This is a genomic window from Streptomyces sp. NPDC101165, from assembly GCF_044768135.1.
GTDB lineage: Bacteria > Actinomycetota > Actinomycetes > Streptomycetales > Streptomycetaceae > Streptomyces.
Genome location: NZ_JBIWPG010000019.1, coordinates 108664 through 134814 on the forward strand (window position 1 = coordinate 108664; position 26151 = coordinate 134814).

The following is a 26151-nucleotide window of genomic DNA, read 5'->3' on the forward strand; positions in this document are numbered from 1 at the left end:
GATCTTGCGTACCGGGTGTTCCCGGGCGGTACCGGACGGTGCGTTTTACTGACGCTTGTCTCTTTCTTCGCAGGCTAGGGCCGGAAGTGGAGGGTGGGCATGCTCCATGTGGGCGTTGTCGGGAAGATTGGTTGTCCGTCGTGGACATAGCACTGGGGGAGGGGCGCGCCCGGTCCGTGCGGCCTGTCGGCCGCGTAAACGGTGAACTCCCTTTGTCGGGGCGTTAGATTGGCTCGCTGATGGTGGATGGAACGGCTGGTCAGGGGGCAAGGGCGATGGAGAGCGACGGGACGCGGGACGCGCGCGGTACGCATGCGAATCCTGTGCCGCGCCCGGCGGTGCCCCGGGAGGGCTCCGCCGTGCCGCCCATGCCCGCCGGGCCACCCGGGGTTCCGCCCAGGCCGGACGGCTCGGCCTTCCTGGCCTGGCTGCGGGCGTCCCGGCCGGAGGCGGCGCCGGGCGTGTGGCGGTTCGGGTACCGGCCCCGGCCCGCACAGGAGCCCGAGCGGATCCCGACCCGGCAGCTGCTGAGCGGCGCGCTGATCGCCTTCCTCGTGGGCTGGCTGGTGTGGTCCCTGCTGTGGAACGGCTACCTCGGGGGCTGGTGGGTGCTGCCCCTGGAGCTGTTCACGCCGGACTCCTGGCGCCAGAGCAACGACCAGTTCGGCAACGCGCTCCTCTGGTACTCGTACTACACGCTCATCGCCGTGGTCATCATGCTCGTCGTCGGCCGCCTCGGCCGCTGGGGCGAGGTCTGGCGCCGCTTCGGCCCGCCCGCCTGGCGGGCGGCCGTACCCGCCGCCGAGCCCACGCCCGCCCCCGAGCAGGACCCCGCCGAATGGCCCCAGCTGCGGCACGCCGGAGCCCATGAGGCCGCCGAGCGGCTGGCCACCGAGGCGAAGGCCGGGCTCATGCGGGACGTCGACCACGCCCGGATCAGCCGGGCCTGGCAGGGCGTACGGTCCGGCACGCACACGCTCGCCTCCTTCACGGGCGCCGTGCTCAAGGACGGCTCGGCCGCCTGTATGCACCCCTCCGGCGAGCGCGACCTGCCCGCCCGCCAGGCCCGGCACGACCTGCTCACCGGGCAGGTACGGCTCGGCACCACCGCCGACGACCCCCGCAACCCGTACCACTACCGCGGCTCCGGACTCGCCCTCGGCCCCGAGCTGCTCGGCACCTCGCTGCTCGCCGTCGGCCCGGCCGGCTCCGGCAAGACCGGCGCGGTCATCCGGCCGCTCGCCGAGTCGCTGTGTCTGCACGCCCTCGCCGGACGGGCCGCCGTCGTGGCCGTCGGCGCGGCGGGCGCGGGGCTCGGCCCGGTCGAGGCGTACGACGTCGTCGTACGGATCGGGCACCCGGAATCCGTGTACGACCTCGACCTGTACGGCGGCACCACCGACCCGGACGAGGCCGCCGCCATACTCGCCGAGGCCCTCGTCGGCGACCTCGCCGACCCGCACCCCGGTGGCGACAGCCGCCGCTCCACCACCGTCCTCGCCCAGCTGCTCGGCCCCTTCCGCGCCGTCCACGACCGCTTCCCCTCGGTCCCCGAGCTGCGCCAGCTCCTCGACGGCACGCCCGGACCGCTCGCCGCACTCCGCAAGGCCCTGACCGACACCGGGCAGGAGTCGCTGCTCAGGGAACTGGACGCGCGGGAGCGGCAGATGGCCCACCCGGGCGATGTCGGCGCGGTGCTCGCCGACCGGATCGCGCTGCTCGACCGGCCCGCATTCGCCGCCTTCTTCGACACCTCCGGGCAGTCCCGGCCGTTCTCCCTCAAGGCCCTCGACCACCCGGTCCGGGTCCGCATCGACCTGCCCCAGCGCGGGCACGCCGACGCCTCGCGGATCCTCGCCCGGCTGGTCCTCGCCCAGTTCACGGCCAGCGTGACGGTACGGGAGGACCGCTCGCTCTTCGCCTGCCTGCTGCTGGACGACGCCTCCGGTGTGATCACCCCGGAGTCCGTGCGCGGCGTCCAGCGACTGCGCTCCGCCCACGCGGGCACCGTGCTGACACTGCGCACCCTGGACGACGTACCCCGGCCGCTGCGCGGACCGCTGCTCGGTGCCACCGGCTGCCGGATGGCGCTGTCCGGGCTCACCCCCTGGGACGGGCAGGACTTCGCCGAGGTGTGGGGCAAGGAGTGGACCGAGACCCGGGACGTCACCGACCGGCAGATCATCGCCGAGACCCCGGCCGGCAAGGCCGTGCACATGCTGCGCCGGGTCATCACCGGCCAGGCGCCCACCGCACGAGCCGTCACCGTCCGCCAGGTGGAGCGCGAGCGCTGGTCGGCCTCCGAGCTGGCGCACGGGGTGCCGCCGGGCCATGCGGTGCTGTCGCTGACCACGGTCCAGGGTGAGCACGCTCCGCCGTTGCTGGTGGATCTGCGGGACTGAGGGAAGGCGGCACCCGGGGACCGTACGGTACGGCAGAATCGGCATAGGCTGTTCATACGCGGCGGCCAATTGATCACACTGATCACCGGATCTCCCCACCCGCCGTCCGTCCCGGTTCTCCCCTCCCTGAAGGCCTCATGCCCCCGACGCTCGCCTCGCTCGTCCACCACTCCGCGCTCAAGCTGACCGTCCGCGCGGGCGAGGACCGGCTCGACGTGCCCGTCCGCTGGGCGCACGTGAGCGAGCTGGCCGATCCCGTGCCCTACATGGAGGGCGGCGAGCTGCTGCTGATCACCGCGCTCAAGCTGGACGCGGAGGATCCGGAGGCGATGCGGCGGTATGTGAAGCGGCTGGTCGGCGCGGGCGTCGTAGGGCTCGGCTTCGCGGTCGGGGTGAACTACGACGAGATCCCCAAGGCCCTCGTCGACGCCGCCGAGGAGGAGGGGCTGCCGCTGCTGGAGGTGCCCCGCCGCACCCCTTTCCTCGCCATCAGCAAGGCCGTCTCCGCCGCGATCGCCGCCGACCAGTACCGGGCCGTCACGGCGGGCTTCGCCGCCCAGCGGGAGCTGACCAAGCAGGCGCTGAACGCCGGACCCGAGGGGCTGCTCGGCGCGCTCGCCGCGCAGGTCGACGGGTGGGCGGCGCTGTACGACGCCTCGGGCGCCGTCGTCGCCACCGCGCCCGAGTGGGCCGGCCGCCGGGCCGCCCGGCTCACCGCGGAGGTCGAGCGGCTGCGGGAGCGGTCCGCCCCGGCCTCCTCGGTGGTCGGTGGTCCCGACAACGAGGACCGGGTGGAGCTGCACTCCCTGGGCACGGGCCGGCGCCCGCGCGCCGCGCTCGCCGTGGGCACGGCCGCAGCCCTCGGCACCGCCGAGCGGTACGCCGTCCACTCCGCGATCGCCCTGCTCACCCTCACCACCGAACGGTCCCGCTCGCTGCACGCGGCCGAGCAGCGGCTCGGCGCGGCCGTACTGCGCATGCTGCTGGCCGGGGAGCCGGACCATGCCCGGGCCGTCGCCGGTGACCTGTACGGCGGGCTCCTCGACGCCCCCTTCCGGATGATCGTCGCCGAGTCGGCGTCCGGCCCGGCCGCGCGGGCGCACACGGAGGCGGACGCCGACGCGCTGGGCGGGATCGTGGAGGCCGTGGAGTCGGCTGCCGCGCGCGCCGGGGAGGCCGTGCTGGTCGTGCCCGAAGGGGAGCGGCTGGTGGTGATGGCCGCGGACGGGGGTGCGGCGGTGGCCGCGTGTGCCGCGTACGCGGCGGCGCTGGAGGCCGGGCGGGCCATGCCCGAGCAGACGGCCGGGGACGAGGTGGAGCTGGTCGTCGGGCTGTCGGCCCCGGTCGGACCGATCGCCGCGGCGGCGGCCTACAAGCAGGCCGAGCAGGCGCTGTCCGTCGCGCGGCGACGGGGGCGGGTGCTGGTGGAGCACGAGCAGCTGGCTGCGGGGTCCGTGCTGCCGTTGCTGGCCGACGATGCGGTGAAGGCGTTCGCGGACGGGCTGCTGCGGGCGCTGCACGAGCACGACGCGACGGGGCGGGGGGATCTGGTCGCCTCGCTGCGGGCGTGGCTGTCCCGGCACGGTCAGTGGGACGCGGCGGCGGCGGACCTCGGGGTGCATCGGCACACGCTGCGGTACCGGATGCGGAGGGTCGAGGAGATCCTGGGGCGCTCCCTGGACGACCCGGACGTCCGGATGGAGCTGTGGCTCGCTCTGAAGGCGACGTCACCGGAATAGCCGTACCAGGAGTCTCCGCCCCCTGGCCCCCGGCCTCTCCAGCCCCCACCACGCCAAACCGGAGCATCGCCCACCCCCACCAGTACGACTCGGACAAGCGACCCCCGCTCGCCTCCGCCCTACCGTGGACCACGAAAGAACACGCACACCCCCAACGCGGAAGGGCCGGGACTCACATGACTTCCACCCACGCCTTCTGGCTCGCCGGCCGCCAGGTCACCGGCGAGGACACCTTCGACGTAACCTCCCCGTGGGACGGCCGTCTCGTCGGCAAGGTCAGCGTGCCGACCGACGCCCAGGTCGAGGAGGCCGTGGCCGCCGCGTACGCCGTGCGGGACGAGTTCGCCGCGACCCCGGCGCACGTACGTGCCGCCGCCCTCGACCACGTCAGCAAGCGCCTGGTCGAGCGCACCGAGGAGATCGCCCAGCTGATCTCCGCCGAGAACGGCAAGCCGATCAAGTGGGCCCGCGGCGAGGTCGGCCGCGCCGTGTCCGTGTTCCGCTTCGCGGCCGAGGAGGCCCGGCGGTTCAACGGCGGCGAGGCCCAGCGGCTCGACACCGACCTCGGCGGCCAGGGCCGCCTGGCGCTCACCCGCCGCTTCCCGAAGGGCGTCGTCCTCGGTATCGCGCCGTTCAACTTCCCGCTGAACCTGTGCGCGCACAAGGTCGCCCCGGCGATCGCCGCCGGCGCCCCGATCATCCTCAAGCCGGCCCCGGCCACCCCGCTCTCCGGCCTGATCATCGGCGACCTGCTCGCCGAGACCGACCTGCCCGCCGGCTCCTGGTCGATCCTCCCGGTCGCCAACGAGAAGATGCCCGCGCTGGTCCAGGACGAGCGTCTGCCGGTCATCTCCTTCACCGGTTCCGAGAAGGTCGGCTACGCGATCATGGACTCGGTGCCGCGCAAGCACTGCACCCTGGAGCTGGGCGGCAACGGTGCCGCGGTCGTGCTCGGCGACTTCGCCTCCGACGCCGACCTCGACTGGGCCGCGACCCGTATCGCGACCTTCTCGAACTACCAGGGCGGCCAGTCCTGCATCTCCGTGCAGCGCGTGATCGCGGACGCCTCCGTCTACGACCGTCTGCTGCCGCGCATCGTCGCCGCCGTCGAGGCCCAGGCCACCGGTGACCCGACCGACGACAAGACCGATGTCGGCCCGCTGGTCAGCGAGGACGCGGCCAAGCGCGTGGAGTCCTGGGTGAAGGAGGCCGTCGAGGCCGGCGCCACCCTCCTCACGGGCGGCGACCGCGACGGCGCCTCCTACGCGCCGACCGTCCTCACCGACGTACCGGCGGACACCACGATCGCGTGCGAGGAGGTCTTCGGGCCGGTCCTCACCGTGCAGAAGGTGGACGGCGAGGCCGCGGCCTTCGCCGCCGTCAACTCCTCCAAGTACGGCCTCCAGGCGGGCGTGTTCACCCGCGACCTCCAGGTCGCCTTCCGCGCCCACCGTGCGCTGGAGGTCGGCGGCGTGGTCATCGGCGACGTCCCGTCCTACCGCGCCGACCAGATGCCGTACGGCGGTGCCAAGCAGTCCGGTGTGGGTCGCGAGGGCGTGAAGTTCGCGATGGAGGACTACACATACGAGCGCGTTCTGGTTCTCACCGGTCTCGCGCTCTGACCTGCCACGGACAGGTCGGACGGAACGGCCGCAGCCCACTGTGCGGGGGCTGCGGCCGTTTCTTTTGCCGTTCCTATGGCCGGGTAAAGGATTCGGCATCGTCCGTTCAATAGTCTTGTTCTGTGCATGACCCACTCGATGGGATGCGAGTCGACCACTTCGTCCGACTCACGGACCACTCAGGGGAATTCATGCACATAGCCCGTACCGGGCGCGGCGTCGCGACTTCCGCGGCCGCCACCGCTGCCCTCGTCGCCGCCGCGCTGGCGACCACTTCGCAGGCCGGCGTCACCGCCGCCGCGCCCGCCGCCGTACCGCACACCAAGGCGGTTCCGGCCATCGCAGGGCACACCCTGGTCCATGGCGTGGCCAGCCCGCTCCCGAGCGCGCAGTGCCAGGCCAAGTGGCACATCAACTGCTACAACCCGCTGCAGTACCGCACCGCGTACAACCTCAACCCGCTGTACCGCAAGGGCATCACGGGCAAGGGGCGCACCATCGTCATCGTGGACTCGTTCGGCTCTCCGACGGTCCAGCACGACCTCGACCACTACAGCAGGCAGTTCGGTCTGCCCAGCACCAAGGTCAAGGTCGTCAAGTGGGGTCACGTGCCCGCCTTCGACCCCAAGAACTCCGACATGACCGGGTGGGCCGGCGAGACCACCCTGGACGTCGAGATGGCCCACGCGGTGGCGCCCGACGCCAAGATCGTCCTGGTGGAGACGGCCGTCTCCGAGACCGAGGGCACCACCGGTCTGCCGGAGATGATGTCCGCCGAGAAGCACCTGATCGACCAGGGTGTCGGCGACGTCATCACCCAGAGCTTCGGCGCCACGGAGAACACCTTCCCCGGCTTCGACCGGGGCGACTTCTCCAGCATCAAGAAGCTGCGCTACGCCTTCCAGGCCGCGAACCGGAAGCACGTGACCGTCCTCGCCTCCTCCGGCGACGGCGGTGCCACCGACATGAAGGCGGACGGCAAGCACTACTACAACAAGCGGGTCAACTCCTGGCCGTCCTCGGACCCGTTGGTCACCTCCATCGGTGGCACCCAGCTCCACCTGAACGACAAGGGTGACCGCGTCAAGCCGGACAGCGTCTACAACGACTACGGCGCGGGCGGCGGCGGCCAGTCGCACGTCTTCTCCCGCCCGGGCTTCCAGGACGGCGTGAAGAGCATCGTCGGCACCCGTCGCGGCACGCCGGACGTGTCGATGGCCGCCGCGGTCAACGGCGGTGCCTGGATCTACTCCAGCTACGACCCGACCGCCACCGGCTGGGACGTCAGCGGCGGCACCAGCGAGGCCAGCCCGCTCTTCTCGGGCATCGTCGCCCTCGCCGACCAGGCCGCGGGCCACCGGCTCGGCAACATCAACGCGGCGCTGTACAAGCTGGCCAAGCTCAGGAACACCGGCGTCGTCGACGTCAACGACGGCACCGACAACAGCTACGAAGGTGTCACCGGCTACAAGGCCGTCAAGGGCTACGACATGGCCACCGGCGTGGGCACCGTGAACGCCCTCCGCTTCGTGACCGCCCTCGCCGAGGCCGGCCACCACAGCTGACGCGACACACCTGCAACGGGGCTGCTGCCGCCCTGCCGACGGCCCGGGTTCTCCACCCGGGCCGTTCGTCCGTCCGTGGGTCACGGATCGCCGATTGGCCCGCGACCCGGCCGCAGCGCGCCTGGCAGACTGCGCGTTCCGTGCCGTGCTGCGAGGAGGCGCCGTGCAGGTAGCCGTGGTCACCTTTGACGGATTCAACGAGCTCGACAGCTTCATCGCCTCCGCGCTGATCAACCGGTGCCGCAAGGACGGTCTGGAGGCCTTCATCACGACACCGACGCCGGTGGTGACGTCCATGACCGGCGTCGAGGTGACCGGGCAGCGCCCGATGGAGTTCGTGACCGAAGCCGATGTCGTGCTGATCGGCAGCGGCGTGAGGACGCGGGACGTGGTCGCCGACGACCGGCTGATCTCCAGGCTGCCGCTCGACCCTGCGCGACAGCTGATCGGCGCGCAGTGCTCCGGCGCGCTGGTGCTCGCCCGGCTCGGCCTGCTGGACGACATGCCCGCCTGCACGGACCGCACGAGCCGGCCCTTCTTGGAGGCCTGCGACGTCACCGTGCTGGACGCGCCGTTCCACGCCGAGGGGAACATTGCCACGGCGGGCGGCTGCCTGGCGTCGCAGTATCTCGCCGCGTGGGTGATCACCCGAACGCTCGGTGAGGACGCGGCACGCGACGTCATCGACTACGTGGCGCCGGTCGGCGAGAACCGGGCGACCGTCGAGCGCGCCCTGCGCGCCGTCCGGGCGGGCGAGGCCGCACTGCGCTGAAGGCCCGCGCACCGGCGTCGGTCTCCCGTTGCACTGAAACGACATCACCGCAGGTCAGAACGGTTCCCGGCAGGTGGCGTGCCCTGGGCTCGGATCTCGTCGTTGACATTATGCAGGCAGATACCTGCATAATCGAAGGGTGAGCCACGAAGCGAGAGCGATGGACTCGGTCTTCAAAGCACTGGCCGACCCCACCCGACGACTCCTGCTCGACCGTCTGCGCGAGCAGAACGGTCAGACGCTGCGTGAGCTGTGCGAGCGCCTCGAGATGACACGGCAGTCAGCGACGCAGCATCTCGACCTGCTCCAGCAGGCCAACCTCGTGACCGTCGTACGGCGCGGGCGGGAACGCCTCCACTACCTCAATCCGGCCCCCATCCACGAGATCGAGGAGCGCTGGATCTCGGAGTTCGACAAGCCCCGCCTGCAAGCGATCAGTGCCATCAAGAACCAGGCAGAGGAGTACGCCATGACCGACGCACCCACATCCGTACCGACCTACGTCTACGTCACCTACATCCGTGCGAGCGCGGAGCAGGTGTGGCAGGCCCTGACGGACGCGGACCTGACGGCGCGCTACTGGGGCCACGCCAACGTCTCGGACTGGCAGCCGGGCTCGTCCTGGGAGCACCGGCGCGTCGACGGATCGGGCAAGACCGACGTCGTCGGCCAGGTGCTCAAGGCCGAACCCCCGACGAGCCTGGTCATCACGTTCGAGGACGCCCCTGACACCGCGCCGCCCAGAGAGCCGTCCGTCGTCACCTTCCTCGTCGAGCCGTACGAGGACATCGTCCGCCTCACCGTGACCCACGAGAACCTCGCCGACGAGGCGATGCTCAAGGGGATTTCACAGGGATGGCCGGCCGTGCTGGCGAACCTCAAGTCGCTGCTGGAGACCGGCGACATCCTCCCGCAGGCCCCCTGGGAGATGTACCGCTCGCACAGCTGAGACGACATCCGCAGAAGGGAGAAGACATCATGGACTCCACCCCGCTCCGGGACGCCTACCGCACCCTGCTGGATGCCGCCGCCACGGTGGCCGACTCGGGCGACGCGAGCCCCGTCCCGCCGGCCGGCGAATGGAACGCGGACCAGATCCTGGCGCACGTCGCCCTCGTCGGCGCCGCCACCCTCACCGCCGTCTCCTCGGTCGCTTCGGGAGCGGTGACGACGTACGACAACCGACTCGCGCAGGACACCTGGACCCTCGACCGCGTCATCGCGCTCGCCGGCGGCAACGCGGGACTTCGGGACCGCATCCGCATCCAGGCGGACGCCCTCTGCGCACTCGGCGGACCGATGCTGAGCGAGGCCGAACTCGACACGCCGGTGCCCACCCTGCTGCTGTCCAACGGCACACTCCTGGTCGACGAGCCCGTACCGCTCAGGGGCCTCCTCGCAGGCCTCGCAGAGGTGGAGCTCCCCGGTCACGCGAAGCAGCTCCTGGCTCTCCTCGGGGACGGAGCCGCGGCGGACGTGCCCTAGGGCCGCACCGGGGACCCAGAGCCGTCAGAGCGGGTTGAGGCGGGTCCTGAGCAGGCAGAACTCATTGCCCTCGGGGTCGGCGAGAACGTGCCAGGACTCCTCGCCGGTCTGGCCGATGTCGGCCGGGCGCGCCCCGAGCTTCAGGAGGCGTTCGAGCTCGGCGTCCTGATCGCGGTCGGTGGCGTTGACGTCGATGTGCAGCCGGGGCTTGCCCGGCTCCGGCTCGGCCCTGCGGCTGAGGAAGAGCGTCGGCTGCGCGCCGCCGAAGCCTTCGCGCGGCCCGATCTCGATGCTGCCGTCCTCTTCGCGGCCGAGCACCACGAAGTCCAGGACCTCGCACCAGAACCGCGCCAGCACCTCGGGGTCGCGGCAACCGAGCACGAGCTCACTGATACGACATGCCATCGACGAAACCTGCTCTCAGCGTGGGAACTGCCGGGGCGGCCGCGCGCGGAGCTCTTGAGCTCCCCGCAGTGGGAACGCGCTCGCGACCGTACCGGGCGGGGCGAGCAGGTGCGAGGGGTTTTCGGGGTCCTCGCCCCGCCCAACCGCCTTGCGGAGAGGGGGCCCGGCACCGCTGCCTGCCGGTGCCGGGCCCCTTCCGGGTGTCGGCTTCTGCGGACCCTCAACCGGAGAAGCCGACATGCGCGAGCCGCAGCGGGCCGCGCAGCCTGAGGTGGACGTCGTGCACGCCCTCGGTGACGATTCCGGCGCCCAGCGCGGTGTAGGCGTAGGCGTCCGCGGTGGGGACGGAGAGGGTCAGCGCGGCCAGCGGCGGCCCGCCGTCCAGGGACAGCTCCAGGACGCCCTCGCCCGCCAGCTGAGCCGTCACCTCGATCACGCCGTCGCCGAAGTCGCAGGCCCGGTAGACCAGTTCGGCCGTGCCGCCCCCCGCCGGAGTCACCGCGTCGCCCGCCGTCCTCGTACGGTCGACGATCACGACGCCGGACTGCTCGTCGAAGTCCGCCGCCTCCAGGCCCCGTCGGACGACCGCGCGGGGCGCCTGGGGCTCGCCGTCCAGGGTGACGGTCGTGCGCAGCCGGACGTCCTCGCTGGACGCGCCGAGCAGAAGGTCGTACGGGCCCTGCTTCAGGCGCCATCCGTCCCGTGCCACATCCCAGAACTCGAAGGCCGACAGCGGGACTTCGAAGTGGAGCTCCGTCCGCCCGCCGGGTGCGAGCGTCACCCGGCGGTGGGCGAGCAGCTCGCGGCGCGGCCGGGGCACGGAAGGGTCCGCCGCCCGGGTGCAGAGCTGGGCGACCTCGTCGGCCGTGCGGTCGCCCGTGTTCGTGAGGGTGCAGCCGACGTGGACCGTGCCGTCCTGCACCCGGGCCGACAGGTCGGCGTAGGCGAAGGACGCGTACGACAGGCCGTGGCCGAAGGGGAACAGCGGGGTGCCCTCGAAGTAGAGGTAGGTCTGGCGGCCGCCGATCACGTCGTAGTCGAACAGGTCCGGAAGGTCGGCGTCGGACGCGTACCAGGTCTGCGGGAGGCGGCCCGCGGGGGAGACGTCACCGGCCAGCACCCGGGCCAGGGCCGTGCCCGCGGCCTGGCCGCCGTGTGCGGTCCAGACGACGGCCGACCACGACGAGAATCGCGGCGCCCAGGATCCGCGCACGGCCGCCGTCCTCGCCGGGATCGCCGCCTTCTACGAGGACTTCCTCACCCGCACCGACGCCGACGGCCGCCTCGTCGCCGTCCCGTCCTACTCGCCCGAGAACCGGCCGGCGAACGCCGGCTGGGGCGCGCTCAACGCGGCCATGGACCTCTCCGCCGCCCGGCACGCCCTGCTCACCGCCGCCCGCTATCACCCCGAACACGCAAAGAAATGGCAGGAGTTGGCCGAGCAACTGCCCCCGCACCGGATCAACGCCGACGGCGCCCTCGCCGAATGGGCCTGGCCCGGCCTGGACGACACCTACGACCACCGCCACCTCAGCCATCTCTACGGCGTCTGGCCGCTGGACTAGATCACCCCCTACGACACCCCGGACCTGGCCGCCGCCGCCCACCGCGCCCTCGAACTGCGCGGCGCCGAGAACCACTCGGCCCACGGCCATCTCCACCACGCCCTGATCGCGGCCCGGCTCCGGGACCCCGACCGGGTCACGCACGCCCTGCGTCAGGTCCTGGAGGGCGACTTCTTCCACGCCTCCCTGATGAGCGCCCACTACCCGAACCGCGACGTCTACAACGCGGACGCCGCGCACACCCTCCCCGCCGTGCTGATCGAGGCGCTCGTGCAGTCCACCCCGGACCGGCTCGTCCTGCTGCCGGCCGTCACGGACGGCTGCCCCCGGGGCGAACTGCGCGGCGTGCGCACCCGGTTCGGCGCGGAGATCGACCTCGACTGGACCCCCGACGGCGCCCGAGCCGTCGTGCGGCCCGGCCGCACCCACCGCATCGAACTGCGGACTTCCTCCGGCGCGGAGCCGCTCGACCTCGTCGCCGGAGAAGACCGCGTCCTCACCCTGGGGGCGCGGTGACCGAGGAACCCCCCCACCCATGGAAGGGACACCCATGGCAACAAGCACGCCGAGCAGGGTCGCCAAGGCCCTGATCGCCCCCGCGCTCGCCCTCGGCGCCACCGTCGGCCTCGCCTCGCCTCGGCGCGCGCCTCCGCCGCCGTCTGGAGCTCCTGCGACCAGTGGGGCAACACCACACTGAACGGCTACACCCTCTACAACAACATCTGGGGCTCCGGCGCGGGCAGCCAGTGCGTCTGGGCCAACTCCGGCACCAACTGGGGTGTCTGGGCCGACCACCCGAACACCGGCGGCATCAAGTCCTACCCGAACGCCAAGAAGGTGATCAACAAGTCGATCACCTCGCTCTCCTCGCTCACCAGCAGCTACAACGTCACCGTGCCGTCGTCCGGCGCGTACAACACGTCGTACGACATCTGGGACACCGGCTACAAGCACGAGGTCATGCTCTGGGTCAACAGGACCGGAGCCGTCGGCCCGCTCGGCACCTCGCAGGGCTCCCTGACCCTCGGCGGCTCCACCTGGACCGTCTACAAGGGCAACAACGGCTCCAACGACGTCTTCTCCTTCGTGCGCAGCTCCAACTCCGGCTCCGGCACGGTGAACATCCTGCCGATCCTGAAGTGGATCAAGGACACCAAGGGCTGGTTCGGCGACGTGACCATCGGTGACCTGCAGTTCGGCTACGAGATCACCTCGTCGTCCGGCGGACTGAACTTCACGACCAACAGCTACGGCGTCAGCAGCAGCTGAGCTGTCTGAAGGGGGGGCCGGTCCCGGGCGGGGCCGGCCCCCTCGTGCGCTCAGCCGGCGATCGGCAGCTCCGCGCCGTCCCGCAGGAACAGCGGGATGCGGTCCAGCGGGGCGTCCACCGTCACGGCCGTACCGCCCTCGTACGTCTCACCCGTCCACGCGTCCGTCCAGCGCGCGCCCGCCGGCAGGTACGTCGTGCTGGCCGTGGCGCCCGCCGTCAGCACCGGCGCGACCAGCAGATCGCGGCCGAAGAGGTAGGCGTCGTCGACGGACCAGGCCGCCTGGTCGTCGGGGAACTCCAGGAACAGCGGACGCATCACCGGCAGGCCCTCCTCGTGGGCCTCCCGCATCACCTGCAGCACATACGGCTTCAGGCGCTCGCGCAGCCGCAGGTACTTCTCCAGGACTCTGCCGGCCTCCTCGCCGTACGACCACACCTCGTTCGGGCCGCCGGTCATGTCCGGGCCCAGCGGCATACCCGGGTCGCGGAAGCCGTGCAGACGCATCAGCGGGGACAGCGCGCCGAACTGGAACCAGCGGATCATGACCTCGCGGTACGCCGGGTCGTCCGGGTCGCCGCCGTGGAAGCCGCCGATGTCGGTGTTCCACCAGGGGATGCCGGAGAGCGCCGTGTTGAGGCCGGCCGCGATCTGGCGGCGCAGGGTCGCGAAGTCGGTGCCGATGTCACCGGACCACAGGGCGGCGCCGTAGCGCTGACTGCCCGCCCACGCCGAGCGGTTCAGCGTGACCACGTCCGTCTCGCCGGCCGCCAGCAGGCCCTCGTGGAAGGTGCGGGCGTTCTCCCGCGGGTAGAGGTTGCCGACCTCCGGACCCGGGCCCGCCCAGTAGCGCAGGTTCTCGGGGAACCCCGGCTTCAGCTCCGGCTCGCAGGCGTCCAGCCAGAAGGCCGTGATGCCGTACGGGGCGAGGTAGTTGTCCCGGACGCGGGACCACACGAACTCCCGTGCCTCGGGGTTCGTGGCGTCGTAGAAGGCCACCTGGACGGTCGAGGCGATCTCCTTGTCCGGCCAGTCGGCGTGCGCCATCGGGCCGTACTGGGTGCCGATGAACCAGCCGCGCTGCTCCATCAGCGGGTGGTTCTCGGACAGCGGCGACACCGACGGCCACACGGACACGACCAGCTTGACGCCCAGCTCGTCCAGCTCGCGGACCATCGCGGCCGGGTCGGGCCACTCCCTAGGGTCGAACTTCCACTCGCCGAGGTGGGTCCAGTGGAAGAAGTCGCAGACGATCGCGGAGAGGGGAAGGCCCCGGCGCCTGTACTCCCGTGCCACCTCCAGGAGTTCGTCCTGGGTGCGATAGCGCAGCTTGCACTGCCAGAAGCCCGCCGCCCACTCCGGCAGCATCGGCGAACGCCCGGTCGCCGCGCTGTAGGCGCGCTGCCCGTCGGCCGGGGTGCCCGCGGTGATCCAGTAGTCGAGCTGCCGGGCCGAGTCGGCCACCCAGCGGGTGCCGTTGGCCGCCAGCTCCACCCGGCCGATCGCCGGGTTGTTCCACAGCAGGGTGTAGCCCCGGCTGGAGACCAGCACCGGGACGCTCACCTCGGCGTTGCGCTGCACCAGGTCCAGCACCAGGCCCTTCTGGTCCAGCCGGCCGTGCTGGTGCTGGCCCAGGCCGTACAGCTTCTCGCCCTCGTGGGCGGCGAAGCGCTGCTCCAGGCGGTGGTGGCCGTTGCCGACGGCCGTGTACAGACGCGAGCCGGGCCACCAGAAGTGGGCGCGCTCCTCCGCGAGCAGCTCCGCGCGGTCGTCGGTGCGCAGAAAGCGGATCAGACCCTCGGCACTCACCTCGACGGTGAGTGCGCCGACCGTCAACAGCCCCTGTTCCTAGGTCACCTTGACGGTGCTCTCGGTGGCCTGCGGGGCGTCCAGGAGCGCCCCCGGCAACCCGTCCAGGACCGGGCCGCCGAGCCGGGCGCGCACCCGGACCGCGTCCGGACCCCACGGCTCGATCCGCACCGTCTCCTGACGGCCGCTCCACTCCAGCGCCCCGTCCTGCTCACGGAAGGTGCCGACGGTGGGGGAGGACTGCGCGAGGCTGACCTTGGGCTGAATTCCGGCAGGCTGATTCACGGCATGCTCCTGAGGAGAGGAGTGCAGACAGGGACAGCAGGCACAGGTGTGCCCCGGACGTGCGAGGCACCGGGAGGAGATACGTCAGGACGCGGCGGGCGCCGGCCCCGAACTCGCCCGTACCGTCAGCTCGGGCGCGATCAGCACGACCTCGTCGCCGCCCCGCCCGTCCAGCTTGGCCACCAGGTGCTCCACGGCGTGCCGGCCCATCTCCTGCGCGGGGACGGCGACCGAGGTCAGCCGCACCGAGGCCTGCACGGCCACCTGGTCCGGGCAGATCGCGACCACGGACACGTCCTCGGGCACGGCCCGCCCCTGCTGGCGCAGCAGAGCGAGCAGCGGCTCCACCGCGGACTCGTTCTGCACGACGAACCCGGTGGTGCCCGGGCGCTCGTCGAGGATCCGGGCCAGGGTCACGGCCATCGCGTCGTACCCGCCCTCGCACGGGCGGTGCAGCACCCGCACGCCCGTCTCGCGGGCGCGGGAGCGGAGCCCGTCGAGGGTGCGCTCGGCGAAGCCGGTGTGCCGCTCGTAGACGGCCGGGGCCTCGCCGATGACAGCGATGTCACGGTGCCCGAGCCCCGCCAGATGCTCCACGCACAGCGCGCCCGTCGCACTCCAGTCCAGATCCACGCAGGTCAGACCGGTGGTGTCGGCGGGCAGCCCGATCAGTACCGAGGGCTGGTCGGTCTCCCGCAGCAGCGGCAGCCGCTCGTCCTCCAGCTCGACGTCCATCAGGATCATCGCGTCGGCGAGACCGCTGCCGGTGACCCGGCGCACCGCGTCGGGGCCCTCCTCGCCGGTGAGCAGCAGGACGTCGTACCCGTGCGTGCGGGCCGTGGTGGCCACCGCGATGGCGATCTCCATCATCACCGGCACGTACATGTCGGTGCGCAGCGGGATCATCAGCGCGATGATGTTCGACCGGTTGCTCGCCAGGGCGCGCGCGCCCGCGTTGGGGTGGTAGCCGAGCTCGCGGATGCTCTGCTCGACCCGCTGCCGGGTGGTGGCGGAGATGGACCGCTTGCCGCTGAGGACGTAGCTCACCGTGCTCGCCGAGACTCCGGCGTGCTGGGCGACCTCGGCGAGGGTGACCATCCAGCTCTCCAAGCTTTGTGAAGCGCTTCGACACTGCGCATTGCTGACACGGGCGAGTGAGGGTGTATTGACAGTAGCCGCAGCGGGGGTGAGTAGCCATAGGCTGTCGAAGCGCTTCGACAGAAATTCCGACGCCAAGGGTTCGGCAACCTTTCGGCGGGCCGGCGACCACAGGGAGGCGGTAGACGAACCGTCCCCCGGAAGGACCCCCGATGCAACACCGCAGACCGCGCCTGTCGAAGAAGGCGAAGACGCTTGTCGCCGCCTCCGTCGCCCTGGCCGCCGCCGCAGGCGTCACCGTGGCGCAGGCCGGCGAGTCGAGCAAGAAGTGCACGGCCTTCGACACCGTCACCCTCGGCAAGTACTACGTCAACAACAACCTGTGGGGCCAGGACAAGGGCACCGGCACCCAGTGCGTCTGGGACAACTCCCGAAGCGGATCGACGATCTCCTGGGGCACGGACTACACCTGGGCCACCAACAGCAAGGGCAAGGACTCCGACGTGAAGTCCTACGCCGGCACGGTCCTCGGCTGGCACTGGGGCTGGAAGACGGACAGGGCGAGCACCGGGCTGCCCGTCCGGGTCGGCGACCGCAAGAAGATCACCGCCAAGTGGAGCTTCGCGCTCAGCTCGAACCCCGGAACGATGAACGTCGCCTACGACCTGTGGCTGCACGCCAAGGGCAGCGCGGACTGGCCCGACCAGCCCACCGACGAGGTCATGATCTGGCTCGACCGGCAGGGCGGCGCGGGTCCGCTCGGCACGAAGTACGGCAGTGTCAGCCTCGGCGGCACCATGTGGGACATCTACCAGGGCGACATCGGCTGGAAGGTGTACTCCTTCGTTCGCCGTACCAACACCACAGGTGCGACGCTGAACCTGGACGACTTCACCCAGGCACTCGTTCGGCGCAACCTGCTGAGCAACAACAAGTACGTCTCCGGGATCGAGGCCGGAACCGAGGTGTTCAAGGGCTCCGGGCGGCTGGACACGAAGTCGTACTCGGTCGACATCGGCTGAACCCGTTCGCCGGCGCCGACCGAACGGCGCGCGAGGACTGGTGGGGTCGGCCGGATTCGGGTACCAACGATCCAGTAGCACTGGTCGGTAAGGATCGGTCCTCAACATCCCTATTGCGGCGAGGTGAGCCTCATGTCCGCCCCCACCACCCAACGTAAAACCGTCACTGAGCGCGAGGCACGCCAGGTGGCGGAGGCCGCCCGGGAACAGGACTGGCGCAAGCCCAGCTTCGCCAAGGAACTGTTTCTCGGGCGCTTCCGGCTCGACCTCATCCACCCCCATCCGCTCCCGGAGCCCGAGAGCGTGCGCCGCGGCGAGGAGTTCCTCGCCAAGCTGCGCGTCTTCTGCGAGACGACGATCGACTCGGCCCGCATCGAGCGCGAGGCCCGCATCCCCGACGAGGTCGTCGCCGGCCTGAAGGAACTCGGCGCGCTCGGCATGAAGATCGACCCCAAGTACGGCGGTCTCGGCCTCACCCAGCTGTACTACAACAAGGCCCTCGCCCTGGTCGGCTCCGCGAGCCCCGCGGTCGGCGCGCTGCTCTCCGCCCACCAGTCGATCGGCGTGCCCCAGCCGCTGAAGATCTTCGGCACCCAGGAGCAGAAGGACGCCTTCCTGCCCCGCTGCGCCCGCACCGACATCTCCGCCTTCCTGCTCACCGAGCCGGACGTCGGCTCCGACCCGGCCCGCCTCGCGACGACGGCCGTCCCGGACGGGGACGACTACGTCCTCGACGGGGTGAAGCTGTGGACCACCAACGGGGTGGTCGCCGACCTGCTGGTCGTCATGGCGCGGGTGCCGAAGTCCGAGGGGCACAAGGGCGGCATCACCGCCTTCGTGGTGGAGGCCACCGCCGAGGGCATCACCGTGGAGAACCGCAACGCCTTCATGGGCCTGCGCGGCATCGAGAACGGCGTCACCCGCTTCCACCAGGTCCGGGTCCCGGCCGCCAACCGCATCGGCTCCGAGGGCGCGGGCCTGAAGATCGCGCTCACCACGCTCAACACCGGCCGGCTGTCGCTGCCCGCGATGTGCGCCGGCGCCGGCAAGTGGTGCCTGAAGATCGCCCGTGAATGGGCCGCCGAGCGCGAGCAGTGGGGCAAGCCGGTCGCGCTGCACGAGGCCGTCGGCTCCAAGATCAGCTTCATCGCGGCCACGACCTTCGCCCTGGAGGCCGTCCTCGACCTGTCCTCGCAGATGGCCGACGAGGACCGCAACGACATCCGCATCGAGGCCGCCCTCGCCAAGCTCTACGGCTCCGAGATGGCCTGGCTGATGGCCGACGAACTGGTCCAGATCCGCGGCGGCCGCGGCTACGAGACGGCGGAGTCCCTCAAGGAGCGCGGCGAGCGCTCCGTCCCGGCCGAGCAGATCCTGCGCGACCTGCGCATCAACCGGATCTTCGAGGGCTCGACGGAGATCATGCACCTGCTCATCGCCCGCGAGGCCGTGGACGCCCACCTCTCCGTCGCCGGCGACCTCATCGACCCCGACAAGTCCCTGTCGGACAAGGCGAGGGCGGGCGCCAACGCGGGCGTCTTCTACGCCAAGTGGCTGCCGAAGCTGGTCGCCGGACCCGGCCAACTGCCCTCCTCGTACCACGAGTTCAAGCGCGAGACGGACCTCTCCGGTCATCTGCGCTACGTCGAGCGGCACGCCCGCAAGCTGGCCCGCTCCACGTTCTACGCCATGTCCCGCTGGCAGGGCCGGATGGAGACCAAGCAGGGCTTCCTCGGCCGGATCGTGGACATCGGCGCGGAACTGTTCGCGATGAGCGCGGCCTGTGTGCGTGCCGAGCGGCTGCGCGGCGAGGGCGAACACGGCCGCGAGGCGTACCAGCTCGCCGACGCCTTCTGCCGTCAGTCCCGCCTCCGTGTCGAGGAACTCTTCAACCGGCTGTGGGCCAACACCGACGACCTCGACCGCAAGGTGGTCAAGGGCGTGCTCGGCGGGGCCTACGAGTGGCTGGAGGACGGGATCGTCGACCCCTCGGGCGAGGGCCCGTGGATCGCCGACGCGACCCCCGGACCGTCCGCCCGTGAGAACGTGCGCCGCCCGTACGGCGGGTAGCCGCCCGTACGGGCGGTAGCTCAGCAGTACTTGTCGCTCGGATCCCGCGTCGTCCAGGAGCAGGAGTCGACCTTGGTGCCGCTCGCCTTGGTCAGCGTGGCCGTGTCCCTGTCGTTGTTCCAGACGTAGGCGCGGCGGCCCTGGTACTTGTTCGATGCGGTGTCCGAGCCGCTGCCGGTGTGGATCTTCATGTACTTCCCGGCGCCGATCCTGACGTCCGGGAAGACGTACTTGTGGTTGGAGGCGTCCTTCAGGATCCAGCCCTTGAGCGAGACCGCCGAGCCGCCGCTGTTCTTGATCTGCACCCACTCGGCGTTCAGGCTCTGGTTGGAGCGGTCGTCCCGGCCCGGGCTGTCGAACCAGACGTGGTGGATGTGCACGCCGCCGGCCGCCTGGGCCGGGGTGCTGAGCAGGGTTCCGGTGAGCAGGGCCGCGCCCGCGAGGGCGGGCAGGGCGGCGCGTATGCGCACAGTACGCATGGAGATATCCCCCCAGGATGTCGTCCGCGAAGTCGTACTCGGACCGGTCGTCCACCGGCCCGACTGAAGTGTTATCACACGATCTTCACTCCGACTTCACAAACGGAAAATCACCACATCCGGCAATGAAAGCTGTTAACGCACCCGCCCGAGGGATGCCCTGTCCGACCGCCCGCGGCCAACGGCCACAATGGGGGGATGACCGACAGTCCCGCCAGTCCCGCACCCCTCGCCGACCCGCACCTCGTGTACGACCCCCTCGCGGGAGACGGCCCGAAGGACGTGGTGATCCTCGGCTCCACCGGGTCCATCGGAACCCAGGCGATCGACCTCGTGCTGCGCCACCCCGACCGCTTCCGGGTCACCGCCCTCTCCGCGAACGGCGCCCGCACGGCCCTGCTCGCCGAGCAGGCGCACCGGCTGCGGGTCCGGACCGTGGCGGTCGCCCGCGAGGACGCCGTACCGGCTCTGCATGAGGCGCTGACCGAGCGGTACGGCGCGGGGGAGCCGCTCCCCGAGATCCTCGCCGGACCGGACGCGGCCACCCAGGTTGCCGCCTCCGACTGCCACACGGTGCTCAACGGCATCACCGGGTCCATCGGCCTCGCGCCCACCCTGGCCGCCCTGGAGGCGGGCCGCACCCTCGCGCTCGCCAACAAGGAGTCGTTGATCGTCGGCGGCCCGCTGGTCAAGGCACTCGCCAAGCCCGGGCAGATCATCCCGGTCGACTCCGAGCACGCCGCGCTCTTCCAGGCGCTCGCCTCCGGTACCCGCGCCGACGTGCGCAAGCTGGTCGTCACCGCCTCCGGCGGGCCCTTCCGCGGCCGCACCAAGGCCGAGCTGGCGAACGTCACCGTCGAGGACGCCCTCGCGCACCCCACCTGGGCCATGGGCCCGGTGATCACGATCAACTCCGCGACCCTCGTCAACAAGGGCCTGGAAGTCATCGAGGCGCACCTGCTCTACGACATTCCCTTCGACCGCATTGAGGTCGTTGTGCATCCCCAGTCGTATGTTCACTCGATGGTCGAGTTCACCGACGGATCCACGATCGCCCAGGCGACGCCCCCCGACATGCGCGGGCCGATCGCCATCGGTCTGGGCTGGCCCGAACGTGTTCCCGACGCGGCACCCGCCTTCGACTGGAGCAAGGCCTCCACCTGGGAGTTCTTCCCGCTGGACAACGAGGCCTTCCCCTCGGTGAACCTCGCCCGGCACGTGGGGCAGCTCGCGGGGACCGCCCCGGCGGTGTTCAATGCGGCCAACGAGGAGTGTGTCGAGGCGTTCCGCACCGGCGCACTGCCCTTCAACGGCATCATGGAGACCGTGACCCGGGTGGTCGAGGAGCACGGCACCCCGGTCACGGGAACCTCACTCACCGTGTCGGACGTCCTCGAAGCGGAGACCTGGGCACGGGCCCGGGCGCGCGAACTGACAGACCGGACCGCGGAGGCGCGTGCATGACGACCTTGATGTTCATCCTCGGCATAGTGGTCTTCGCGGTCGGCCTGCTCGTCTCGATCGCCTGGCACGAGCTGGGGCACCTGTCCACGGCCAAGCTCTTCGGCATCCGCGTCCCGCAGTACATGGTCGGCTTCGGCCCGACCATCTGGTCGCGCACGAAGGGCGACACCGAGTACGGCATCAAGGCCATCCCGCTCGGCGGCTACATCCGCATGATCGGCATGTTCCCGCCCGACGAGGCAGGCCGGGTCTCCGCCCGCTCCACCTCCCCGTGGCGCGGCATGATCGAGGACGCCCGTTCGGCGGCCTTCGAGGAGCTCAAGCCGGGTGACGAGACGCGCATGTTCTACACGCGCAAGCCGTGGAAGCGCGTCATCGTCATGTTCGCGGGCCCGTTCATGAACCTGATCCTCGCGATCGGCCTGTTCCTGACCGTGCTGATGGGCTTCGGCATTCAGCAGGAGACCACCAGCGTCGAGTCCGTCTCGCCCTGCATCATCGCGCAGAGCCAGCACCGTGACAGCTGCAAGAAGTCCGACCCGGCCTCCCCGGCCGCGGACGCCGGCATGAAGGCGGGCGACAAGATCGTCTCGTTCGGCGGCGTACCGACCAACGACTGGAACACCCTCTCGGACCTGATCCGGGAGAGCGCCGGCAAGGACGTCGCGATCGTCGTCGACCGCAAGGGCCAGGAGCTGACCCTGCACGCGAAGATCGCCACCAACCAGGTCGCCAAGAAGGACTCCAGCGGCACCTACGTCCAGGGTCAGTACGTGAAGGCCGGCTTCCTCGGCTTCAGCGCGGCCCACGGTGTCGTGAAGCAGGACTTCGGCCAGTCCGTGACCTGGATGACCGACCGGGTCGGCGACGCCGTCGACTCCCTCGTCGCCCTGCCCGGCAAGATCCCGGCCCTGTGGGACGCGGCCTTCGGCAACGGCCCGCGCGAGCCGGACTCCCCGATGGGCATCGTCGGCGCGGCCCGGGTCACCGGCGAGATCGCCACGCTGGACATCCCGGCCTCGCAGCAGCTGGCCATGGCCCTCTTCGTGGTCGCCGGGTTCAACCTCTCCCTGTTCCTGTTCAACATGCTCCCGCTGCTCCCGCTCGACGGCGGGCACATCGCGGGCGCCCTGTGGGAGTCGGTCAGGAGGAACGTGGCCCGGGTGCTGCGCCGGCCGGACCCCGGTCCGTTCGACGTGGCCACGCTGATGCCGGTGGCGTACGTGGTGGCCGGGATCTTCGTCTGCTTCACCATCCTCGTGCTGATCGCGGACGTGGTTAACCCGGTGAAAATCTCCTAGCCATCGGAGGTTCGAGGCGGCCCGGGGCCCTGTGCTCCGGGCCGTCTTCCATTGAGTGGGTTTGCCGGGTGGGATGTGCTCGGCCCGGGGGCGGTGCCGTAATCTCGAAGTCTGGAGCCCGCCGTTCACGGGACCGGACCTTGATCCACGACTTGGGGTTGCACAGCAGATGACTGCGATTTCTCTCGGCATGCCGTCCGTTCCGACCAAGCTCGCCGAGCGCCGGAAGAGCCGGCAGATCCAGGTCGGATCCGTGGCGGTCGGTGGAGACGCGCCCGTCTCGGTCCAGTCGATGACCACGACCCGTACGTCCGACATCGGCGCCACCCTCCAGCAGATCGCCGAGCTGACCGCGTCCGGCTGCCAGATCGTCCGCGTCGCCTGCCCCACTCAGGACGATGCCGACGCCCTCGCGACCATCGCCCGCAAGTCGCAGATCCCGGTCATCGCCGACATCCACTTCCAGCCGAAGTACGTCTTCGCGGCCATCGAGGCCGGCTGCGCCGCCGTCCGCGTCAACCCGGGCAACATCAAGCAGTTCGACGACAAGGTCAAGGAGATCGCCAGGGCCGCCAAGGAGCACGGCACCCCGATCCGCATCGGTGTCAACGCCGGCTCCCTGGACCGCCGCCTGCTCCAGAAGTACGGCAAGGCGACCCCCGAGGCCCTGGTCGAGAGCGCCCTGTGGGAGGCCTCCCTCTTCGAGGAGCACGACTTCCGCGACATCAAGATCTCGGTCAAGCACAACGACCCGGTCGTGATGATCGAGGCCTACCGCCAGCTCGCCGAGCAGTGCGACTACCCGCTCCACCTGGGCGTCACCGAGGCCGGCCCCGCCTTCCAGGGCACGATCAAGTCCGCGGTCGCCTTCGGCGCGCTGCTCAGCCAGGGCATCGGCGACACCATCCGGGTGTCCCTCTCCGCGCCTCCGGCCGAGGAGGTCAAGGTCGGCCTCCAGATCCTGGAGTCCCTGAACCTCAAGCAGCGCGGTCTGGAGATCGTCTCCTGCCCGTCCTGCGGCCGCGCCCAGGTCGACGTCTACAAGCTCGCCGAAGAGGTCACCGCCGGCCTGACCGGCATGGACGTGCCGCTGCGCGTCGCCGTCATGGGCTGCGTCGTCAACGGCCCGGGCGAGGCCCGCGAGGCCGACCTCGGCGTCGCCTCCGGCAACGGCAAGGGCCAGATCTTCGTCAAGGGCGAGGTCATCAAGACCGTCCCCGAGTCCAAGATCGTGGAGACCCTCATCGAGGAGGCCATGAAGCTGGCCGAGCAGATGGAGGCGGAGGGCATCGCGTCCGGCGAGCCGTCCGTCTCGGTCGCGGGCTGACGCGGTTCCGCTCCGGGGCGGTCGACCTCCTGCGCGAGGTCGGCCGCCCCGTCGGCTTCTCAGCGGTGGCGCATCCAGACGTTCGGCTCCCGGTACACGCCCTCGTCCGTGTCCCGGTCGACCTGCAGCAGGCTGAGTCCCTCCGGGATCACGTACGCACCGGACTCCGGGAGGGCGAGGCCCGTCCAGCCCTCCCACTCGGTGACCGTGCCGGTCATCGTCTGCGACTCCGGCGCCGCCGCCAGGATCTCGGCACCGAGACGCTCGTGCGTCCGTATCCACGGGTCGAGGGCGGCACCGTCGGGCCGCCGCCACCGCATGAACGTCTCGACGGGCGTCAGCGGATACCGCGCCTTCGTCGTCGGCCGCACCGGCGCGATCACCCGGCCCAGCCCCGCCTCCCGGGCCGTCTCCCGCAGCGCGGTCAGTGTCCGGCCCGCCAGCCCGCGCCCCTGCAGCGACGGGGTGACGACGGCCCCGCAGATCACCAGCGTGTCCGGCTCGACGCCCTGCTCCCGCCCCTGCACGGCCCGCACCAGCGCGTCCGTGTATCCCGAGGGAAGTCCGTCGACCCGCCCGTCCCACCGCACCGGCACACCCCAGCCGGCGGCGACCGGCACCCCGTCCTCGTCCACGAGCATCAGATCCAGGGCCGCGAAGAACTCCCGCACCCGGCCCATGTACTCCTTGACCAGCCGATCGGCCGTGATGAACTGCGGAAATCCCTCACTGAACAGCTCCGCGAGCTGCTCCTCGGGGCGACTGCGGGCGTCGGCACGTTCGGTTGTCAAGATCATGTGCCGTTCGTAGCACAGGGCCCGGCTCGACGAGGCAGCGCGGCACAAATTCGGCAGGTACAGTGCGGAGATCAGCAGACCCCAGTGTGAGGCCCCGCCCGTGTTGACCCAGACGACCTCCCGGGTCCTCGAACCGAGCGACCTGGATGCCGCGCTCGCCGTCCTCGACCGTGAGCCGGTCGCGAACGCCTTCGTGACGTCCCGGGTGCAGATCGCCGGGCTCGACCCCTGGCGCCTCGGCGGCGAGATGTGGGGCTGGTACGAGGACGGCATGCTGACGTCCCTCTGCTACGCGGGCGCCAACCTGGTCCCGATCTGCGCCTCCCCGCGCGCCGTCCGTGCCTTCGCCGACCGCGCCCGCAGGGCCGGCCGCCGCTGCTCCTCCGTCGTCGGGCCCGCCGAAGCCACCGCCCAGTTGTGGCGCCTGCTCGAACCGCACTGGGGCCCGGCCCGCGAGGTCCGGGCCCACCAGCCCCTGATGGTCACCGACCGCATGCCCGCCGACATCGCCCCGGATCCCTACGTCCGCCGCATCCGCAAGGACGAGATGGAGACGATCATGCCGGCGTGCGTGGCGATGTTCACCGAGGAGGTCGGCGTCTCGCCGCTGGCCGGCGACGGCGGCCTGCTCTACCAGGCCCGGGTCGCCGAACTGGTCGGCTCCGGCCGCTCCTTCGCCCGCCTAGACGAACACGGCAAGGTCGTCTTCAAGGCGGAGATCGGAGCGGCGACGTCCCAGGCCTGCCAGATCCAGGGCGTCTGGGTGGCGCCGGAGTACCGCGGCAGGGGCCTGGCGGCACCCGGCATGGCAGCCGTCCTGCGCTACGCGCTGGCCGACATGGCTCCGATGGTGAGCCTCTACGTCAACGACTTCAACACGGCGGCGAGGCGGACCTACCGGCGCGTGGGCTTCCAGGAGGTCGGCGCCTTCATGAGCGTTCTCTTCTGAGACGTCCGAGGGGCGGCCACCCCAGGGGCGCGGGGACTGCGTCGATGTGCGGCTCCGCCGCGTGCGCGCGAGCAACCGCAGATCACCCGCACCCCCGCACACAGTGCGTACCCCCCTGTACGCTCCCCGCATGGACCTCGTGATCGGCCCCCTGGACCTCTCAGCCCACGTCGACGAGGCCCTCGCCGTCCAGGCCGTCGCCTTCGGACTCGGCCCGGACGAGGTCGCCGTACGCCGCCAGATCGTCCAGCGCCACATGCAGTACCCGGGTGCCAGGGCGCTCGGCGCGACCGCCGGCGGACTGCTCGTCGGTTTCGTCTACGGCATGCCCAACTCCCGCACCCACTGGTGGTCCACGGTCGTGGAGCCCTACCTCCGCGCCCAGCACAATGATCTCTGGCTGGACGACTCCTTCGTCATCACCGAGCTGCACGTCCACCCCGACCAGCAGAACCGCGGCATCGGCCGCCGTCTGATCACCACCATCACCGACGGCGCCGCCGAACCCCGCTCGATCCTCTCCGCGATCGACACCGACAGCCCGGCCCGCGGCCTCTACCACTCCCTCGGCTACGTCGACCTCGCCCGGCAGGTCCACTTCCCGAGCGCCCCCCGGCCGTACGCGGTGATGGGCGCACCTCTGCCACTGCGTCGGCGTTAACCGATTTCCACCGGAACAGCCAGCCCGGCTAACCTCCTATGCCATCACCATCCCCCACTCTCGGCC

General features: G+C 71.0%; 18 protein-coding genes and 4 pseudogenes. 16 read left to right on the top strand and 6 right to left on the bottom strand.

Features of this window, described 5'->3' with window-relative positions; all coding sequences use genetic code 11:
• Positions 1–275 precede the first annotated feature (275 nt).
• The 7 genes from ACIRVH_RS34275 to ACIRVH_RS34305 all read left to right on the top strand — a co-directional run bounded on the left by ACIRVH_RS34275 (position 276) and on the right by ACIRVH_RS34305 (position 9585).
• Positions 276–2402, top strand: a complete 2127-nt coding sequence (locus ACIRVH_RS34275; RefSeq protein WP_403961566.1) for an ATP-binding protein — start codon at positions 276–278, stop codon at positions 2400–2402.
• A gap of 137 nt (positions 2403–2539) precedes the next feature.
• Positions 2540–4141 carry a PucR family transcriptional regulator gene (locus ACIRVH_RS34280; protein WP_403961568.1) on the top strand — a complete coding sequence of 534 codons (1602 nt, stop codon included), beginning with the start codon at positions 2540–2542 and terminating at the stop codon, positions 4139–4141.
• Between the two features lie 176 nt (positions 4142–4317).
• Entirely contained in the window at positions 4318–5763 is a 1446-nt protein-coding gene (locus ACIRVH_RS34285; protein WP_403961571.1) for an aldehyde dehydrogenase family protein, read from the top strand.
• Positions 5764–5954: 191 nt separating this feature from the next.
• Positions 5955–7328: a S8 family serine peptidase gene (locus tag ACIRVH_RS34290; protein WP_403961573.1), complete on the top strand. Its 1374-nt coding sequence runs from the start codon at positions 5955–5957 to the stop codon at positions 7326–7328.
• Positions 7329–7491: 163 nt separating this feature from the next.
• A complete protein-coding gene (locus tag ACIRVH_RS34295) occupies positions 7492–8100 on the top strand; it encodes an AraC family transcriptional regulator (RefSeq protein WP_403961766.1) in 609 nt (202 codons plus the stop codon).
• A 160-nt stretch (positions 8101–8260) separates the two neighbouring features.
• Positions 8261–9049 carry an ArsR/SmtB family transcription factor gene (locus tag ACIRVH_RS34300; RefSeq protein WP_403961769.1) on the top strand — a complete coding sequence of 263 codons (789 nt, stop codon included), beginning with the start codon at positions 8261–8263 and terminating at the stop codon, positions 9047–9049.
• Positions 9050–9078: 29 nt separating this feature from the next.
• Positions 9079–9585 (top strand): hypothetical protein, encoded by a 507-nt coding sequence (locus ACIRVH_RS34305; RefSeq protein ID WP_403961576.1) that lies wholly within the window; start codon positions 9079–9081, stop codon positions 9583–9585.
• Positions 9586–9609: 24 nt separating this feature from the next.
• Here ACIRVH_RS34305 and ACIRVH_RS34310 read toward each other — a convergent pair whose 3' ends face one another.
• Together ACIRVH_RS34310 and ACIRVH_RS34315 are read right to left on the bottom strand one after the other, a co-directional pair.
• Positions 9610–9990 carry a VOC family protein gene (locus ACIRVH_RS34310; protein ID WP_403961580.1) on the bottom strand — a complete coding sequence of 127 codons (381 nt, stop codon included), beginning with the start codon at positions 9988–9990 and terminating at the stop codon, positions 9610–9612.
• A 220-nt stretch (positions 9991–10210) separates the two neighbouring features.
• Positions 10211–11164, bottom strand: a pseudogene (locus ACIRVH_RS34315) (fibronectin type III-like domain-contianing protein); the annotation flags it as partial.
• 1 nt (position 11165) lies between these two features.
• Here ACIRVH_RS34315 and ACIRVH_RS34320 point away from each other — a divergent pair.
• A pseudogene (locus ACIRVH_RS34320) lies at positions 11166–12071 on the top strand (glycosyl hydrolase family 95 catalytic domain-containing protein); the annotation flags it as partial.
• 34 nt (positions 12072–12105) lie between these two features.
• A pseudogene (locus ACIRVH_RS34325) lies at positions 12106–12824 on the top strand (hypothetical protein).
• Between the two features lie 50 nt (positions 12825–12874).
• Here the strand turns inward: ACIRVH_RS34325 and ACIRVH_RS34330 are convergent.
• Both ACIRVH_RS34330 and ACIRVH_RS34335 read right to left on the bottom strand, forming a co-directional pair.
• A pseudogene (locus tag ACIRVH_RS34330) lies at positions 12875–14917 on the bottom strand (TIM-barrel domain-containing protein).
• 84 nt (positions 14918–15001) lie between these two features.
• Entirely contained in the window at positions 15002–16015 is a 1014-nt protein-coding gene (locus ACIRVH_RS34335; protein WP_403961583.1) for a LacI family DNA-binding transcriptional regulator, read from the bottom strand.
• Positions 16016–16227: 212 nt separating this feature from the next.
• Here ACIRVH_RS34335 and ACIRVH_RS34340 point away from each other — a divergent pair, with 212 nt between their 5' ends.
• Complete coding sequence (locus tag ACIRVH_RS34340) at positions 16228–17037, top strand: endo-1,4-beta-glucanase (protein WP_403961586.1); 810 nt, start codon at positions 16228–16230, stop codon at positions 17035–17037.
• 132 nt (positions 17038–17169) lie between these two features.
• Positions 17170–19107 carry an acyl-CoA dehydrogenase family protein gene (locus ACIRVH_RS34345; RefSeq protein ID WP_403961589.1) on the top strand — a complete coding sequence of 646 codons (1938 nt, stop codon included), beginning with the start codon at positions 17170–17172 and terminating at the stop codon, positions 19105–19107.
• A gap of 20 nt (positions 19108–19127) precedes the next feature.
• On the opposite strand, the gene ACIRVH_RS34350 is transcribed toward ACIRVH_RS34345, so the two are convergent.
• The gene (locus ACIRVH_RS34350) at positions 19128–19586 is read right to left on the bottom strand and encodes a lamin tail domain-containing protein (protein ID WP_403961592.1); all 459 of its coding nucleotides are present in this window, start codon (positions 19584–19586) and stop codon (positions 19128–19130) included.
• 198 nt (positions 19587–19784) lie between these two features.
• On the opposite strand from ACIRVH_RS34350, the gene dxr reads away from it, so the two are divergent.
• The 3 genes from dxr (at position 19785) to ispG (ending at position 23678) form a co-directional block, all read left to right on the top strand.
• A complete protein-coding gene (gene dxr, locus ACIRVH_RS34355; RefSeq protein ID WP_403961595.1) occupies positions 19785–21050 on the top strand; it encodes a 1-deoxy-D-xylulose-5-phosphate reductoisomerase in 1266 nt (421 codons plus the stop codon).
• Positions 21047–22351: a M50 family metallopeptidase gene (locus tag ACIRVH_RS34360; RefSeq protein WP_403961598.1), complete on the top strand. Its 1305-nt coding sequence runs from the start codon at positions 21047–21049 to the stop codon at positions 22349–22351. The genes dxr and ACIRVH_RS34360 overlap by 4 nt, the downstream gene beginning before the upstream one ends.
• 169 nt (positions 22352–22520) lie before the next feature.
• Positions 22521–23678, top strand: coding sequence for a flavodoxin-dependent (E)-4-hydroxy-3-methylbut-2-enyl-diphosphate synthase (ispG, locus tag ACIRVH_RS34365; RefSeq protein ID WP_403961601.1), 1158 nt, complete (start codon positions 22521–22523; stop codon positions 23676–23678).
• A gap of 59 nt (positions 23679–23737) precedes the next feature.
• Here the strand turns inward: ispG and ACIRVH_RS34370 are convergent, their stop codons facing one another.
• Positions 23738–24475: a GNAT family N-acetyltransferase gene (locus tag ACIRVH_RS34370; protein WP_403961605.1), complete on the bottom strand. Its 738-nt coding sequence runs from the start codon at positions 24473–24475 to the stop codon at positions 23738–23740.
• Positions 24476–24575: 100 nt separating this feature from the next.
• Here ACIRVH_RS34370 and ACIRVH_RS34375 point away from each other — a divergent pair, with 100 nt between their 5' ends.
• Together ACIRVH_RS34375 and ACIRVH_RS34380 are read left to right on the top strand one after the other, a co-directional pair.
• On the top strand, positions 24576–25424 hold the full coding sequence (locus ACIRVH_RS34375) for a GNAT family N-acetyltransferase (protein ID WP_403961608.1): 849 nt from the start codon (positions 24576–24578) through the stop codon (positions 25422–25424).
• A gap of 130 nt (positions 25425–25554) precedes the next feature.
• A complete protein-coding gene (locus tag ACIRVH_RS34380; protein WP_403961611.1) occupies positions 25555–26085 on the top strand; it encodes a GNAT family N-acetyltransferase in 531 nt (176 codons plus the stop codon).
• Positions 26086–26151: the final 66 nt, after the last annotated feature.

What these genes read in the sequence shown, in the direction of transcription:
- ACIRVH_RS34305 (WP_403961576.1), top strand. Translation starts at nt 9,079, where the DNA reads ATGGACTCCACCCCGCTCCGGGACGCCTACCGCACCCTGCTGGATGCC.
- ACIRVH_RS34370 (WP_403961605.1), bottom strand. Translation starts at nt 24,475, where the DNA reads ATGATCTTGACAACCGAACGTGCCGACGCCCGCAGTCGCCCCGAGGAG.
- ACIRVH_RS34280 (WP_403961568.1), top strand. Translation starts at nt 2,540, where the DNA reads ATGCCCCCGACGCTCGCCTCGCTCGTCCACCACTCCGCGCTCAAGCTG.
- ACIRVH_RS34285 (WP_403961571.1), top strand. Translation starts at nt 4,318, where the DNA reads ATGACTTCCACCCACGCCTTCTGGCTCGCCGGCCGCCAGGTCACCGGC.
- ACIRVH_RS34335 (WP_403961583.1), bottom strand. Translation starts at nt 16,015, where the DNA reads ATGGTCACCCTCGCCGAGGTCGCCCAGCACGCCGGAGTCTCGGCGAGC.
- ACIRVH_RS34310 (WP_403961580.1), bottom strand. Translation starts at nt 9,990, where the DNA reads ATGGCATGTCGTATCAGTGAGCTCGTGCTCGGTTGCCGCGACCCCGAG.
- ACIRVH_RS34340 (WP_403961586.1), top strand. Translation starts at nt 16,228, where the DNA reads ATGCAACACCGCAGACCGCGCCTGTCGAAGAAGGCGAAGACGCTTGTC.
- ispG (WP_403961601.1), top strand. Translation starts at nt 22,521, where the DNA reads ATGACTGCGATTTCTCTCGGCATGCCGTCCGTTCCGACCAAGCTCGCC.
- ACIRVH_RS34380 (WP_403961611.1), top strand. Translation starts at nt 25,555, where the DNA reads ATGGACCTCGTGATCGGCCCCCTGGACCTCTCAGCCCACGTCGACGAG.
- ACIRVH_RS34360 (WP_403961598.1), top strand. Translation starts at nt 21,047, where the DNA reads ATGACGACCTTGATGTTCATCCTCGGCATAGTGGTCTTCGCGGTCGGC.
- ACIRVH_RS34345 (WP_403961589.1), top strand. Translation starts at nt 17,170, where the DNA reads ATGTCCGCCCCCACCACCCAACGTAAAACCGTCACTGAGCGCGAGGCA.
- ACIRVH_RS34275 (WP_403961566.1), top strand. Translation starts at nt 276, where the DNA reads ATGGAGAGCGACGGGACGCGGGACGCGCGCGGTACGCATGCGAATCCT.
- dxr (WP_403961595.1), top strand. Translation starts at nt 19,785, where the DNA reads ATGACCGACAGTCCCGCCAGTCCCGCACCCCTCGCCGACCCGCACCTC.
- ACIRVH_RS34300 (WP_403961769.1), top strand. Translation starts at nt 8,261, where the DNA reads ATGGACTCGGTCTTCAAAGCACTGGCCGACCCCACCCGACGACTCCTG.
- ACIRVH_RS34290 (WP_403961573.1), top strand. Translation starts at nt 5,955, where the DNA reads ATGCACATAGCCCGTACCGGGCGCGGCGTCGCGACTTCCGCGGCCGCC.
- ACIRVH_RS34350 (WP_403961592.1), bottom strand. Translation starts at nt 19,586, where the DNA reads ATGCGTACTGTGCGCATACGCGCCGCCCTGCCCGCCCTCGCGGGCGCG.